Origin of the sequence: Photorhabdus sp. CRCIA-P01, assembly GCF_003545805.1 — a bacterium.
GTDB lineage: Bacteria > Pseudomonadota > Gammaproteobacteria > Enterobacterales > Enterobacteriaceae > Photorhabdus > Photorhabdus antumapuensis.
Genome location: NZ_NMQR01000014.1, coordinates 35,445 through 49,499 on the forward strand (window position 1 = coordinate 35,445; position 14,055 = coordinate 49,499).

Consider the following 14,055-nt stretch of genomic DNA (forward strand, 5'->3'; position numbering starts at 1 on the left):
TATTTTTTCCCGAGAGAACCAACATTATGTCTTTAGCTTTTTTTCGCATCTTTTTTTACTTTAGCACCTGAATTCAGGGGGGTTTTGCGCGTAAGAAAAGAAACGAAAAGTAGCGCCTGAGCCTCCGTCGTGGAGGCTTTTTTGTTTTTATGACAATAAAAACAAAAATAGGTATATAGGGTCATTAACGATCATTACTAGCAGGCCGTTAGGCCGAAGGAAGAGGAAAACGATGCCACATCTCGCTGAATTGGTTGCAAAGGCAAGAGCAGCCATAGAAGATGCCCAGGATGTTGCTGCGTTGGATTTGGTGCGTGTTGAATATTTAGGCAAAAAAGGCCATTTAACGCTCCAAATGTCATCGCTGCGTGATCTGCCGGTCGAAGAACGCCCAGCAGCAGGGGCGGTTATTAATCAGGCTAAGCAGGAGGTTCTGGAAGTTCTGAATATCCGTAAAGAAAAATTGGAGACTGACCTTCTGAACTTCCGTTTAGCAGCGGAAAAGATTGATGTATCATTGCCTGGCCGCCGTATGGAAAATGGTGGACTACATCCGGTTAACCGCACAATAGAGCGTATTGAAACTTTCTTTGGTGAATTAGGGTTTTCTGTAGAATCAGGCCCTGAGATTGAAGATGATTATCATAATTTCGATGCGCTGAATATTCCCGCCCACCATCCTGCACGTGCTGATCATGATACTTTCTGGTTTGATGCTAAACGTCTGTTGCGTACTCAGACTTCCGGTGTTCAGGTTCGAACTATGCACAGTCAACAGCCACCAATTCGTGTCATTGCACCAGGCCGTGTATATCGTAATGACTACGACCAGACACACACACCCATGTTCCATCAGGTGGAAGGCTTGATTATTGATCGTGATATCAGTTTTACCAACCTGAAAGGAACGTTGCACGCTTTCCTGACTAACTTTTTTGAAGAAGATTTGCAGGTTCGTTTCCGACCTTCTTACTTTCCATTTACAGAACCTTCGGCGGAAGTTGATGTTATGGGTAAAAACGGCAAATGGTTGGAAGTGTTAGGTTGCGGTATGGTTCATCCTAATGTACTGCATAATGTTGGCCTTGATCCTGAAATTTACTCTGGTTTTGCTTTCGGTATGGGGGTGGAGCGCCTGACAATGTTACGTTACGGTGTAACTGATTTGCGCGCGTTCTTCGAAAATGATCTGCGTTTTCTCAAACAGTTTAAATAAGGCGGGGATATCTCATGAAATTCAGTGAATTCTGGTTACGCGAATGGGTAAATCCAGCCATCAGCAGTGAAGCATTATCTGATCAAATCACCATGATAGGTCTGGAAGTTGATGGCGTTGAAGCCGTTGCTGGTCAATTTCATGGTGTAGTTATTGGTGAAGTTGTTCAATGTGCCCAGCATCCAAACGCGGATAAACTACGGGTAACAAAAGTGAATGTAGGTGGTGAACGACTACTGGACATTGTTTGTGGTGCACCGAATTGCCGTTTGGGGCTGAAAGTTGCAGTAGCAACCGTGGGTGCCGTACTACCGGGTGATTTCAAAATCAAAGCGGCAAAATTGCGTGGCGAGCCTTCTGAAGGGATGCTATGTTCTTTTTCTGAGCTGGGTATTTCTGAGGACCACGACGGTATTATTGAATTACCAATGGATGCTCAGTTAGGTGTTGATCTGCGCGAATATCTGAAGCTGGATGATAAAGTCATTGAAATCAGCATTACACCTAATCGCGCGGACTGCCTGAGTATTATAGGTGTTGCACGTGATGTGGCAGTTGCTAATAAAATGCCATTGTCTGAGCCACAAATTGAAGCAGTAAAACCGACAACAGATGCAGTTTTTCCTATTCGTGTTGAAGCAACAGAAGCTTGCCCACGTTACTTGGGACGGGTAATTAAAAACATTAATTTGAAAGCGGCAACGCCACTGTGGATGCGTGAAAAATTACGTCATGGTGGTATCCGTTCTATCGACCCGGTTGTCGATGTGACTAACTATGTATTGCTTGAGTTAGGCCAACCGTTGCATGCGTTTGACTTGGAGCGTTTGCATGGCTCAATCACTGTGCGCATGGCGAAGCAGGATGAAAAATTAGTGCTGCTGGATGGCACGGAAGCCAATCTTTCTACTGACACGCTAGTTATTTCTGATGAAAAACAAGCTGTTGCGATGGCAGGTATTTTTGGCGGTGAACATTCAGGTGTGAATGAAGAAACGCAAAATATTTTACTTGAGTGCGCATTTTTTGCTCCTTTAGCGATTGCTGGTCGTGCCCGTCGTTATGGTTTACATACCGATGCTTCTCACCGCTATGAACGTGGTATTGATCCTCAGTTACAGCACAAAGCAATAGAGAGAACAACTCAATTGTTGATTGATATTTGTGGTGGTGAAGCCGGCCCGATTATTGATGTTACTGATGAATCTCAATTGCCTCAATCTGCGACAATCACATTGCGTCGTGAAAAACTGGATCGTTTGATTGGTCACTATATACCTGATGAACAGGTTGGTGACATCCTGACTCGCTTAGGTTGCAAAGTCACTATTCAGGAAAATTGTTGGCAAGCGGTTGCGCCAAGCTGGCGTTTTGATATGGAGATTGAAGAAGATCTGGTGGAAGAGGTTGCCCGTATCTACGGTTACAATAATATTCCAGATGTACCGATGCGTGCAGATCTTATTATGAAAAAACATCATGAAGCGGATCTTTCCCTGCAACGTGTTAAAACCATGCTGATTGACAGAGGTTATCAAGAAGCGATTACCTATAGCTTTGTTGATCCCAAAATTCAGGCACTGTTACATCCACGGCAGCCAGCGTTGATGTTGCCTAATCCAATTTCAGCGGATATGTCAGCAATGCGTTTATCTTTACTGACTGGTTTGCTAACAACAGTGGTATATAACCAAAACCGTCAACAAAACCGTGTGCGCTTGTTTGAAACCGGCTTACGTTTTGTTCCTGATGAAAATGCCGAACAGGGTATTCGTCAGGAGCTGATGCTAGGGGGTGTTATTGCAGGAAATCGTTTTGAAGAGCATTGGTCACTGGAAAAACAGTCCATTGATTTCTTCGATATGAAAGGCGATTTGGAAGCCGTTCTGGAGTTAACCGGAAAATTATCTAAGATTTCTTTTAGAGCAGATGTAAATCTGGCGTTGCACCCAGGCCAAAGCGCTGGGATTTATTTGGAAGATGAATACATCGGATATATTGGTGTTGTTCACCCAGAATTGGAACGAAAACTTGACTTAAATGGCCGCACAGTGGTATTCGAAGTACTCTGGAACAAGCTGGTAGGCCGCGTGGTGCCTGACGCGAAAGAGATTTCACGTTTCCCGTCAAACCGTCGTGATATTGCGATCGTGGTGCCTGAAAATGTTGCTGTAGAAGATGTTTTGGCTGAATGCAAGAAAGTTGGCGTAAATCATATAGTTGGCATAAACTTGTTTGACGTGTATTGTGGTAAAGGTGTAGCAGAGGGTCATAAGAGCCTTGCTATAAGTTTTATCTTGCAGGATACCGCGCGTACACTGGAAGAAGAAGAGATTGCTGCGACGATTAATAAATGTGTCGCGGTGCTGAAACAGCGATTCCAAGCATCCTTGAGGGACTGAACTTATGGCGCTTACTAAAGCTGAAATGTCAGAAAATCTGTTTGAGAAACTGGGAATTAGCAAGCGTGATGCTAAAGATCTGGTTGAATTATTCTTTGAAGAAGTGCGTCGTTCTTTGGAGAATGGTGAGCAGGTAAAATTGTCTGGATTTGGCAACTTTGATTTACGGGATAAAAACCAACGTCCGGGACGTAACCCTAAGACTGGTGAGGACATTCCGATTACAGCTCGCCGAGTAGTGACATTCCGTCCTGGTCAGAAGTTAAAAAGCAGGGTTGAGAAAGCCACACCTAAAGAATAATCAAAAAGGCCGCATCAATAGCGGCCTTTTTCTTAAATGATACTCCCTCATGAGCTTGATTTACCATGCAATCCACTCATTCCATCACTGAACTAGTGACTCGTCAGAAAAGGCATGATTATCGTTTTCTGGCAATTCTCACCTGTTTATTTTTATTGGTTTTTTTTCTCTCGCTTTGTGCTGGGGAAAATTGGATCTGGCCTAATAAATGGTTTTCTGAAACAGGTCAATTGTTTGTGTGGCAGTTACGTTTTCCTCGTGTATTAGCTGTCGTTGCTGTAGGTGCGAGCCTGACTGTGGCGGGTGCGGTAATGCAGGCACTGTTTGAAAATCCGTTGGCGGAACCTGGGCTATTGGGGGTCAGTAATGGTGCTGGTGTGGTAGTGGTGTTTTTGGTGCTGATGTTTCATGGCATTGCGCCATTCTGGTTATTAAGTATTGGCGCCGTGCTCGGCGCACTGACTATCACAATGATATTGCTGACCTTTTCAAGAAATCGTTATCTGAATAATGCCCGTTTGTTATTGGTAGGGGTTGCTTTTGGGGTTGTCTCTGGCGCGCTAATGACCTGGATGGTTTATTTTAGTACTAGCCTGGACTTGCGTCAGCTAATGTATTGGATGATGGGGAGTTTCAGTGGAATAGACTGGCGGCAGCAATGGTTGGTAGTTGCTTTGTTTCCTTTGATTATTTGGTTGAGCAGACAAGGAAAAGTACTTAATTTTCTTTCACTGGGAGAAACACAGGCCCAACAGTTAGGTATCTCACTTTATTATTGGCGTAATTTATTTGTCTTTGTTGTTGGGTTATTGGTTGGGTTAAGTGTTGCACTTGCTGGAACAATTAGCTTTATTGGTTTGGTTATTCCACATATTTTGCGTTTATGCGGCCTGACAGATTATAAAACGCTACTGCCTGCCTGTGTTCTATCCGGCGGTTATGGATTATTGCTGGCTGATCTGCTATCTCGTCTTAGCTTGAATAATGCAGAAGTACCGATTGGCGTTGTGACTGCAACATTGGGGGCGCCAGTATTCATTTGGTTATTATTGAGAGTCAGAGACTGGGGTTAAGAAAGTGAATAATGTGCAAGTGACCAATCAGTTGATGGCTCTCAATCAAGTATCAGTACGAAACCGATTAATGCCGCTGACAGCGTTGGTACAACAAGGTGAACAGATACATCTCATTGGTCCGAATGGTTCAGGAAAAAGTACACTATTGGCCTGTATGGCCGGTATCTTACCTCATAGTGGTGCAATCGATTTGCAACAAAAGTGTCTTAGTCAATATAGTCATTGCCAATTAGCACGTTACAGAGCATGGCTTAGCCAGCAAATTTCTTCTGTGCCAATAATGCCGGTTTTTCAATATTTGCAACTACATTTAGCTGCCCATCTTGTTAATTATGAGGGTGTGTTGTCAGAACTCTGTTCCTTTTTTAAGTTGGGAAAGCTGCTAGAGACACCTGTAGGAAATCTGTCTGGTGGTGAATGGCAAAGGGTGCGATTAACCGGGGTTTTTTTACAAGTCTGGCCATCAATCAATTTGGAAGGCAAATTATTACTTTTGGATGAGCCTACGAATAATCTTGATATCACTCAGGTAGCAGTACTTGATCTGTTGGTAAAGAAATTCTGTGAACTTGGCGGAACCGTGGTCATGAGTGGTCATGATCTCAATCATAGCTATGATAAAGCTGATCGGATATGGCTGCTTGCTAATGGATCATTGGTGGCGAATGGAAAACCGGATGAGGTAATGACAGAAAATACACTCTCCAGCGTTTTTGCCGCTGATATCAAATGTGTGCCAGAAAAAGCAGATAAATATTGGTGGGTTTCGTTACCTTAAATTACAGTTCAGTCTTATGTGCCTACCGTGAATCTGTACGTATCGTGGATTTATAGTAATTTCCACTTAATTTGCTAAATCATACCTGTGTTTACGATTCGTTCAGATATAGTCATCTAATATATCGTTATATTATGAATGAATTGGACTGTGTTTTATGGGTAGTTTTCTTCCATTTTCTCGTCCTGCGATAGGTGATGAAGAAATTCAGGCAGTAGAGAAGGTTCTTCGTTCGGGGTGGATTACAACAGGCCCGCGAAATCATCAATTGGAACAGGACTTTTGCCGCATGTTTGGCTGCAAACATGCGATTGCATTGGCCTCTGCAACGGCGGGTATGCATCTGACACTCATGGCGTTGGGAATTGGTCCTGGTGATGAAGTGATTACACCGTCTCAAACTTGGGTTTCCACAATAAATATGATCTGTTTGCTTGGCGCTGAACCAATCATGATTGATGTTGATCGTCATACTTTAATGGTCGATGCGCAGACAGTGAAAAAGGCGATGACTTCCAGAACCAAAGCGATTATTCCTGTTCATTATGCTGGTGCGCCTTGTGACTTAGATGCATTGCGTGGGATTGCTCAGGATGCGGGCATTCCATTGATTGAGGACGCGGCTCATGCATTAGGAACCCGTTATAAGAATGAATGGATTGGTGAGCATGGCACAGCGATTTTTTCTTTTCATGCCATAAAAAATGCCACTTGTGCGGAAGGGGGGTTAATTGCTACTGATAATAATGAACTTATTGAACGAATTCGTTGTCTAAAGTTTCATGGATTGGGTATTGATGCTTTTGACCGTCAGATTCAAGGCAGGAGACCACAGGCAGAAGTCATAGAACCGGGTTACAAATATAATTTATCTGATATTCATGCTGCGATTGCCGTTGTGCAATTAAGTAAATTGGAATCAATGAATATTCGCCGCCGGCAAATTGTGGCTCGTTATTCAGCGGCATTAAAAGATTTGCCTTTGCAGATGTTAAGTGTGCCCGATTATGAGCATATGCATGCACATCATCTATTTATGGTGCGGATTAATAAGGATGTTTGTGGCATTGATCGCGACACATTAATGGAACGTTTGAAAAATAAGAACATTGGCACAGGTTTGCATTTCAGAGCTGCACATACACAAAGATATTATCGGGATAGGTATCCGCAGTTGTCATTGCCTGAATCAGAATGGAATTCAGTAACACTTTGTTCATTGCCACTCTTTCCTGATATGAGTGATGACGATGTAGATCGTGTCACTAATGCTTTACAAGAAATTATTTCGGAGCACAGATAAGTGTCATTTGAACAAATTAAAAAAGTTTCTGTTGTTATTCCAATTTATAACGAAGAAGAAAGTTTGCCTCTTTTATTGGAGAGAACCTTAGCAGCCTGTAAACAATTGACTCAGGAATATGAGCTTATTCTGGTGGATGATGGTAGTAGTGATAAATCTGCGGAAATTCTGATTCAGGCTGCGGAACAATCTGAAAATCATATTATTGCTATTTTACTTAATCGTAATTATGGTCAGCATTCAGCGATTATGGCGGGGTTTAATCAGGTCAATGGCGATTTAGTTATTACGCTTGATGCTGATTTACAGAATCCGCCAGAAGAGATCCCCCGTCTTGTTAAAACGGCTGAACAAGGTTATGACGTTGTGGGTACTCGCCGGGCTAATCGGCAGGATTCTCTGTTTCGTAAAACAGCTTCAAAAATCATCAATACTATGATTACTAAAGCAACAGGCCGTTCTATGGGTGATTATGGCTGTATGCTCCGTGCCTATCGTCGCCATATTGTGGAAGCCATGTTGCAGTGCCATGAACGCAGCACCTTTATTCCTATTCTGGCAAATACTTTTGCCCGTAAAACCATTGAGATTGATGTTGCTCATGCGGAGCGTGAATTTGGTGATTCCAAATATAGCTTCATGAAGCTGATTAATCTGATGTATGACTTGCTGACCTGCCTGACAACAGCACCTTTGCGTTTGCTGAGTGTGGTAGGCAGTGTGATTGCAGTTTCTGGTTTTTTGCTGGCTGTATTATTGATGGTTTTACGTCTGATTTTCGGTGCCATATGGGCAGCGGAAGGGGTATTTACTCTGTTTGCTCTCCTTTTCATATTTATTGGCGCGCAGTTCGTCGCGATGGGCTTATTAGGTGAATACATAGGTCGTATCTATAACGATGTTCGTGCACGCCCTCGTTATTTTATTCAAAAAGTGGTCGGAGACAAAAGACCAACGACAACCAGGAAGAGTACTAAATGAAAGCAATTGTATTTGCCTATCATGATATCGGCTGTGTCGGGATCAATGCTTTAACTAAAGCGGGTTTTGATATTCAGGCGGTATTTACCCATACAGATGATCCTAATGAAAACCATTTTTTCTCTTCTGTTGCCCGTTTAAGTGCAGATTTGGCGCTGCCGGTTTTTGCGCCAGAAAACGTTAACCATCCACTGTGGATTGAACGTATCCGGGAGTTGAAACCTGATGTGATTTTCTCTTTTTATTACCGAGATATGTTGAGCGAAGATATTTTATCGCTGGCGAGCACAGGTGCATTTAATCTGCATGGTTCACTGTTGCCAAAATACCGTGGTCGTGCCCCTATTAACTGGGCGATTTTAAATGGTGAAGTGGAAACAGGTGTAACCCTGCATAAAATGGTGTTGAAACCTGATGCAGGGGATATTATTGCTCAACATAAGGTTGCTATTGCAGAGACAGATACCGCGTTGACTTTGCACGGTAAAATTCGTGAAGCAGCGGAAAAACTGTTTGATCAAATATTACCTCGGATCAAAGCAGGAACTTATCCTGCCATACCTCAAGATGAAAGACAGGCAACTTACTTTGGGCGCCGTACTGCTGCGGATGGTGAGATTGACTGGCACAAATCAGCCATGGAAATTAACAATCTTGTCAGGGCAGTCACCGAGCCATATCCTGGGGCATTTACTTTCTTGGGTGAGGGTAAGATTACTATCTGGCGCGCCTCCCCGTTGAATGAGACGCATGACAAACAGCCGGGAACAGTATTATCGGTAGATCCGTTAATTATTGCCTGTGGAAAAGGCGCGTTAGAAATTATCAATGGGCAAAGTGAATCGGGTTTGTATGTTCAGGGCCACCGTCTGGCAGTAGATATGAGCATTGTGACTGATGTACGTGTTGGCCCAAAGGCAACCACTCAAATTAGCCACCGGAAACGTGTGTTAATTCTCGGTGTGAATGGCTTTATCGGTAATCATCTAACAGAACGTCTATTACGTGATGGCAACTATGATATTTATGGCATGGATATCGGTTCTTCCGCCATTGAGCGTTTTATTGGCGATCCGCGTTTTCACTTCATTGAAGGTGATGTCAATATCCATACTGAATGGATCGAATATCACATTAAAAAGTGTGATGTCGTTTTGCCATTGGTAGCTATTGCGACTCCAATTGAATATACCCGTAATCCGCTGCGTGTATTTGAATTGGATTTTGAAGAGAATTTAAAGATTGTCCGTTATTGCGTTAAATACAATAAACGAATTATATTCCCGTCCACATCAGAAGTTTATGGAATGTGTGATGATAAAGAATTTGATGAAGATGATTCTCGTCTGATTGTTGGCCCGATTAATAAACAGCGCTGGATCTATTCTGTCTCCAAACAATTATTAGATCGAGTTATCTGGGCATATGGTGAGAAAGAGGGGCTCAAATTCACGCTATTTCGTCCATTTAACTGGATGGGGCCACGTTTGGATAATTTGAACTCTGCACGTATTGGCAGTTCCAGAGCGATCACACAATTAATATTGAACTTAGTTGAGGGCTCACCGATCAAACTGGTAGATGGTGGTGAACAGAAACGCTGCTTTACCGATATTAATGATGGTATTGAGGCGCTGTTTCGTATTATTGAAAACCGAGATGGGTTATGTGACGGTCAAATTATCAATATTGGCAATCCAACTAATGAAGCCAGTATTCGTCAATTGGCGGAAATATTACTTGATAGCTTTGAAAACCATGAATTGAGAGATAATTTTCCTCCGTTTGCTGGATTTAAAAAAATTGAAAGTGGCAGTTACTACGGTAAAGGTTATCAGGATGTTGAACACCGTAAGCCAAGTATTAAAAATGCGGAGCGGTTGCTAGGTTGGAAACCAACCATTGACATGAAACAGACGATAAATGAAACACTGGATTTCTTCTTGCGTGGTGCAGTGGAAGAATTAGGGAAAAATTAATGAAACAAATTGGCTTGAGAGTTGATGTGGATACCTATCGAGGAACCGTTGAAGGGGTACCACAATTGCTCAAAATTTTGGCAAAACATCAGATTCAGGCCAGTTTTTTCTTTAGTGTTGGGCCGGATAATATGGGGCGCCATTTGTGGCGTCTTTTGCGGCCAAAATTCTTATGGAAAATGTTGAGGTCAAATGCAGCGTCTCTGTATGGTCTTGATATTTTACTGGCGGGGACTGCATGGCCGGGTAAGAAGATTGCTAAAGACTTAGGCTACTTGATGAAGCAAACTTTGGATGCAGGCCATGAAGTGGGTCTGCATGCTTGGGATCATCAGCGTTGGCAGGCGAAAGTTGGCCGTTGGTCTGAAGCTCAGTTAACAGAGCAGGTTAAACTGGGAGTGGATGCATTGGTACAGGCAATTGGCCAACGAGTAACTTGTTCTGCTGTTGCTGGTTGGCGGGCGGATGAACGCGTACTCGCGGTAAAGCAACAGTTTGGTTTTGATTACAACAGCGATTGTCGGGGAATTCATCCATTCAGGCCCATTTTGCCTGATGGTACTCTTGGTACCGTGCAAATTCCGGTGACATTGCCAACTTATGACGAAGTGATAGGAATTCAGGTTAAAGATGAAGATTTTAACCAGTTTATTCTTAATGAGATAAAAAACAGCCATGGAGTTCCGGTATATACCATCCATACGGAAGTAGAAGGGATGTCCAAGTCCACAGAATTTGCAAAGCTGTTGGAGATGGTTCATCGGGAAAACATACAATTTTGTGCATTGAGTCATCTGCTGCCTGAAAATATACAACAACTTCCTGTCGGGAGAATTGTTCGTTCCGAATTTTCCGGCAGAGAAGGATGGTTAGGATGCCAACAAGAGGTTTAACTTATATATGTTAAATAATCGGGCGTGTAAAGTGGGGGCCTTTTTGATGGCTCTTTTTTTTGTCCTTACCTATTTATTACCCCTTAATGGCCGTCTGCTATGGCAGCCTGATGAAACCCGTTATGCAGAAATCAGTCGTGAAATGCTGCAACGAGGAGATTGGATTGTTCCGTATTTGCTGGATATTCGTTATTTTGAAAAGCCTGTAGCGGGTTATTGGATTAATAATATTAGCCAATGGATTTTTGGCGATAATAATTTTGCTGTCCGTTTTGGATCGGTTTTTTGTATTTTTATCAGCGCAATTTTATTATATCGACTTGCTATGATGATGTGGCATAACCGGCATATTGCTTTTGCTACTAGCCTTATCTACATCTCAATGTTTCTGGTATTTGCCATTGGCACTTATAGCGTACTCGATCCGATGTTTTCTTTGTGGGTAACGGCTGCCATGATGTGTAGCTTCTGGGCGCTAAAAACAGACTGTACCAGACGGCGGATAATGGCATATTTGGTGCTTGGTTTGTGCTGCGGTATGGGTTTTATGACTAAAGGGTTTCTGGCATTGGCTGTTCCGGTCATTGTGATGTTGCCCATTGTCATTTATCAGAAACGGGTCCTGCAAATAGTCTACTTTGGCCCACTTGCTATTATTTCGGCGATAGCAATCAGTTTACCGTGGGTGATTGCAATTGCGCTACGTGAGCCTGACTATTGGCACTATTTCTTCTGGGTTGAACATATTAAGCGTTTTTCTTCCGATGATGCACAGCATATTGCACCATTCTGGTATTACATACCCATTCTTATTTTTGGTGTGATCCCGTGGTTAGGATTATTACCCGGGGCGGTGATTAAAAGTTGGAAAGAAAGAAAATCCAATCCTGAAATGTTTTTTCTACTTTGCTGGTTTGTCGTGCCATTGTTATTTTTCAGTATTGCGAAGGGAAAATTACCAACTTATATCCTGCCCTGTATGGCGCCATTAGCAATGATGATGGCTAAATTTGGTGTCGATTGCGTCAAAAATGGCAAGGTGAAGTTACTTAAGATCAATGGAATGGTTAACGTATTTATTGGTTTGTTGGCGGTAATGGTTCTGTTTGCTATGGAAGCAGTGACAAAACACTCTTTATATCAGCCATCAGAATGGTCTAAATGGGTTTTAGCGATTGTTGCTTTTGGTATTTGGGGAATTATCGGTTATCTGTGTTTTGCGTTGAATGGGAAATACTGGTTATGGGCAGCGTTTTGTTCCGTTGTTGTCAGTTTAGTGATAGGAAATACTTTGCCTGAAAATACCGTTAATTCCAAATTACCTCAGAATTTTATTAAGTTACACCATCAGGAACTTGCAGACAGTCGCTATATCTTATCGGAAAGTGTTGGTCTTGCGACCAGTGTCGCTTGGGAGATGAAGCGTAGTGATATTTATATGTTTGAACGTTGGGGAGAGCTGGAATATGGGTTGAATTATCCAGATAGCCGATATCGATATATCAGCTATAAAGATTTTCCGCAATGGTTAGAGAAAGCGCGTAAAGAAGGGCGGGTGTCAGTACTCTTTCATTTATATAAAAATGAGAAATTACCTGATTTGCCAAAAGCAGATCAAATTAGTCGCAATTATCGCTTTGCTATTTTGGTTTATGAGAAGCGACCATGATAAGTTTCGCTTTATTGTTGCTGGTTAGCTTGCTGACATGTGCTGGTCAGTTATGTCAGAAACAGGCTGTGATGTGTTGGCGGAGTGATATTTATCAGCGAGCATCTGCGCTGAAATGGTTGATAGGAGCTGTGATTCTATTGGCTGTTGGCATGTTATTTTGGCTGCGTTTATTGCAGATATTGCCGTTAGGAATTGCTTATCCAATGTTGAGTATAAATTTTATCATGGTCACTTTGGCGGGGAAATTTTTCTATCAGGAAAAAGCGGGCAGAAAACATTGGAGTGGAGTTGTGTTTATCATGTTGGGAATTTTGCTGATGAGTTTGAATGGATGAAAGGTTATATTTGGGGATTAGTTAGCGTATTACTGGTGACAATAGCCCAGTTATTACTGAAATGGGGTGTTGTCAATTTGCCAGTGTTGAATCTTGGTTTGCATTGGTTTGATATTGAGTGGCTATGGAGTCATCGCCATTCTCTGGTGACGGTAATGGCGGGTCTGGCTGGATATCTATTATCTATGCTGTGCTGGTTATTTACGCTAAAATATTTACCATTAAATAAAGCCTATCCGTTAATAAGCTTAAGTTATGTCTTTGTCTATTTAATGGCGGCTTTATTGCCTTGGTTTGATGAAACCATCACATTATTGAAAAGCACAGGTGTGATTTTTATTTTGTGGGGTGTCTGGTTGATTAGCCGTCCAGAATGAAGAATAAAATAACTATTTGGCTATTTTACTTAAAGTACGGCCTTGTTTTTTTATTGAGTGCCGGATAGAGTTAGCTTATTTTTCTGATCTTATGAGGAGGGGGATAATGATAATAAGAACAAAAGAGTTGCTCCTGTTGCTCAGTCTGTTACTTATTGGCTGTTCCAGTCATTTCCCTAGGACTCCGGCTCCGGCGTTAAAAACGGTGCTTTCTGATCCAATCATGGTGATTTTTCAGCTTAAGGAGCAGCTTAATCAATGGCGTGGTACACCATATCATTATGGTGGGATGGATCGTCGGGGGGTAGATTGTTCTGGTTTTGTTTACCGTACTTTCAGTGACCGGTTTGATATTCAGTTACCCCGTACTACCGGCGGGCAAATAAAATTAGGGACCCGCATTGATAAAAGCGATTTAATGCCGGGTGATTTGGTCTTTTTCAGAACAGGTAGTGGTGAGCATGGGTTACATGTTGGCATTTATGATGCCAATAACCAGTTTATTCATGCGTCAACCCATAAAGGTGTTACTCGTTCATCTATGAATAATGTTTACTGGAAAAAAGCTTTTTGGCAAGCTCGTAGAATTTAAATACATTTTTATCAATGATCTGTAGAAATTGTTGTTAATTGGGATAGCAGTTATATTTAATTGTTAGTAATTATGGCAGTAAATAAATTATCCATACTGCATTTAACTTGGTCAGAGAATACCTGATTTTGATTTAAGCTATATTAGCTA

At 42.2% G+C, this 14,055-nt stretch carries 13 protein-coding genes and 1 other annotated feature; all 13 genes read left to right on the forward strand.

The features are described 5' to 3' along the window. Positions 1 to 20: 20 nt before the first annotated feature. Positions 21 to 146: a sequence feature (Phe leader region), on the forward strand. An 86-nt stretch (positions 147 to 232) separates the two neighbouring features. After that, positions 233 to 1,216 (forward strand): phenylalanine--tRNA ligase subunit alpha, encoded by a 984-nt coding sequence (pheS, locus tag D3222_RS10785; RefSeq protein WP_118986157.1) that lies wholly within the window; start codon positions 233 to 235, stop codon positions 1,214 to 1,216. Positions 1,217 to 1,230: 14 nt separating this feature from the next. Further along, positions 1,231 to 3,618, forward strand: a complete 2,388-nt coding sequence (gene pheT / locus D3222_RS10790; RefSeq protein ID WP_118986158.1) for a phenylalanine--tRNA ligase subunit beta — start codon at positions 1,231 to 1,233, stop codon at positions 3,616 to 3,618. 4 nt (positions 3,619 to 3,622) lie between these two features. After that, on the forward strand, positions 3,623 to 3,919 hold the full coding sequence (ihfA, locus tag D3222_RS10795; RefSeq protein WP_011146885.1) for an integration host factor subunit alpha: 297 nt from the start codon (positions 3,623 to 3,625) through the stop codon (positions 3,917 to 3,919). A 65-nt stretch (positions 3,920 to 3,984) separates the two neighbouring features. Next, positions 3,985 to 4,992 (forward strand): vitamin B12 ABC transporter permease BtuC, encoded by a 1,008-nt coding sequence (gene btuC / locus D3222_RS10800; RefSeq protein WP_118986159.1) that lies wholly within the window; start codon positions 3,985 to 3,987, stop codon positions 4,990 to 4,992. A 34-nt stretch (positions 4,993 to 5,026) separates the two neighbouring features. After that, positions 5,027 to 5,773, forward strand: a complete 747-nt coding sequence (gene btuD, locus D3222_RS10805; protein WP_118986210.1) for a vitamin B12 ABC transporter ATP-binding protein BtuD — start codon at positions 5,027 to 5,029, stop codon at positions 5,771 to 5,773. Between the two features lie 157 nt (positions 5,774 to 5,930). Continuing rightward, positions 5,931 to 7,076: a UDP-4-amino-4-deoxy-L-arabinose aminotransferase gene (gene arnB / locus D3222_RS10810; RefSeq protein ID WP_118986160.1), complete on the forward strand. Its 1,146-nt coding sequence runs from the start codon at positions 5,931 to 5,933 to the stop codon at positions 7,074 to 7,076. After that, a complete protein-coding gene (gene arnC / locus D3222_RS10815) occupies positions 7,077 to 8,057 on the forward strand; it encodes an undecaprenyl-phosphate 4-deoxy-4-formamido-L-arabinose transferase (RefSeq protein ID WP_118986161.1) in 981 nt (326 codons plus the stop codon). Further along, a complete protein-coding gene (gene arnA / locus D3222_RS10820) occupies positions 8,054 to 10,036 on the forward strand; it encodes a bifunctional UDP-4-amino-4-deoxy-L-arabinose formyltransferase/UDP-glucuronic acid oxidase ArnA (RefSeq protein ID WP_118986162.1) in 1,983 nt (660 codons plus the stop codon). The genes arnC and arnA overlap by 4 nt, the downstream gene beginning before the upstream one ends. Further along, positions 10,036 to 10,929 (forward strand): 4-deoxy-4-formamido-L-arabinose-phosphoundecaprenol deformylase, encoded by an 894-nt coding sequence (arnD, locus tag D3222_RS10825; protein ID WP_118986163.1) that lies wholly within the window; start codon positions 10,036 to 10,038, stop codon positions 10,927 to 10,929. Before arnA ends, arnD begins: the two co-directional genes overlap by 1 nt. A 7-nt stretch (positions 10,930 to 10,936) precedes the next feature. Beyond that, the gene (gene arnT, locus D3222_RS10830; protein WP_118986164.1) at positions 10,937 to 12,598 is read left to right on the forward strand and encodes a lipid IV(A) 4-amino-4-deoxy-L-arabinosyltransferase; all 1,662 of its coding nucleotides are present in this window, start codon (positions 10,937 to 10,939) and stop codon (positions 12,596 to 12,598) included. After that, positions 12,595 to 12,936 (forward strand): 4-amino-4-deoxy-L-arabinose-phosphoundecaprenol flippase subunit ArnE, encoded by a 342-nt coding sequence (gene arnE / locus D3222_RS10835; RefSeq protein WP_118986165.1) that lies wholly within the window; start codon positions 12,595 to 12,597, stop codon positions 12,934 to 12,936. Before arnT ends, arnE begins: the two co-directional genes overlap by 4 nt. Beyond that, on the forward strand, positions 12,933 to 13,313 hold the full coding sequence (gene arnF / locus D3222_RS10840; RefSeq protein WP_118986166.1) for a 4-amino-4-deoxy-L-arabinose-phosphoundecaprenol flippase subunit ArnF: 381 nt from the start codon (positions 12,933 to 12,935) through the stop codon (positions 13,311 to 13,313). Before arnE ends, arnF begins: the two co-directional genes overlap by 4 nt. A gap of 106 nt (positions 13,314 to 13,419) precedes the next feature. Next, positions 13,420 to 13,905 carry a C40 family peptidase gene (locus D3222_RS10845; protein WP_118986167.1) on the forward strand — a complete coding sequence of 162 codons (486 nt, stop codon included), beginning with the start codon at positions 13,420 to 13,422 and terminating at the stop codon, positions 13,903 to 13,905. Positions 13,906 to 14,055 lie beyond the last annotated feature (150 nt).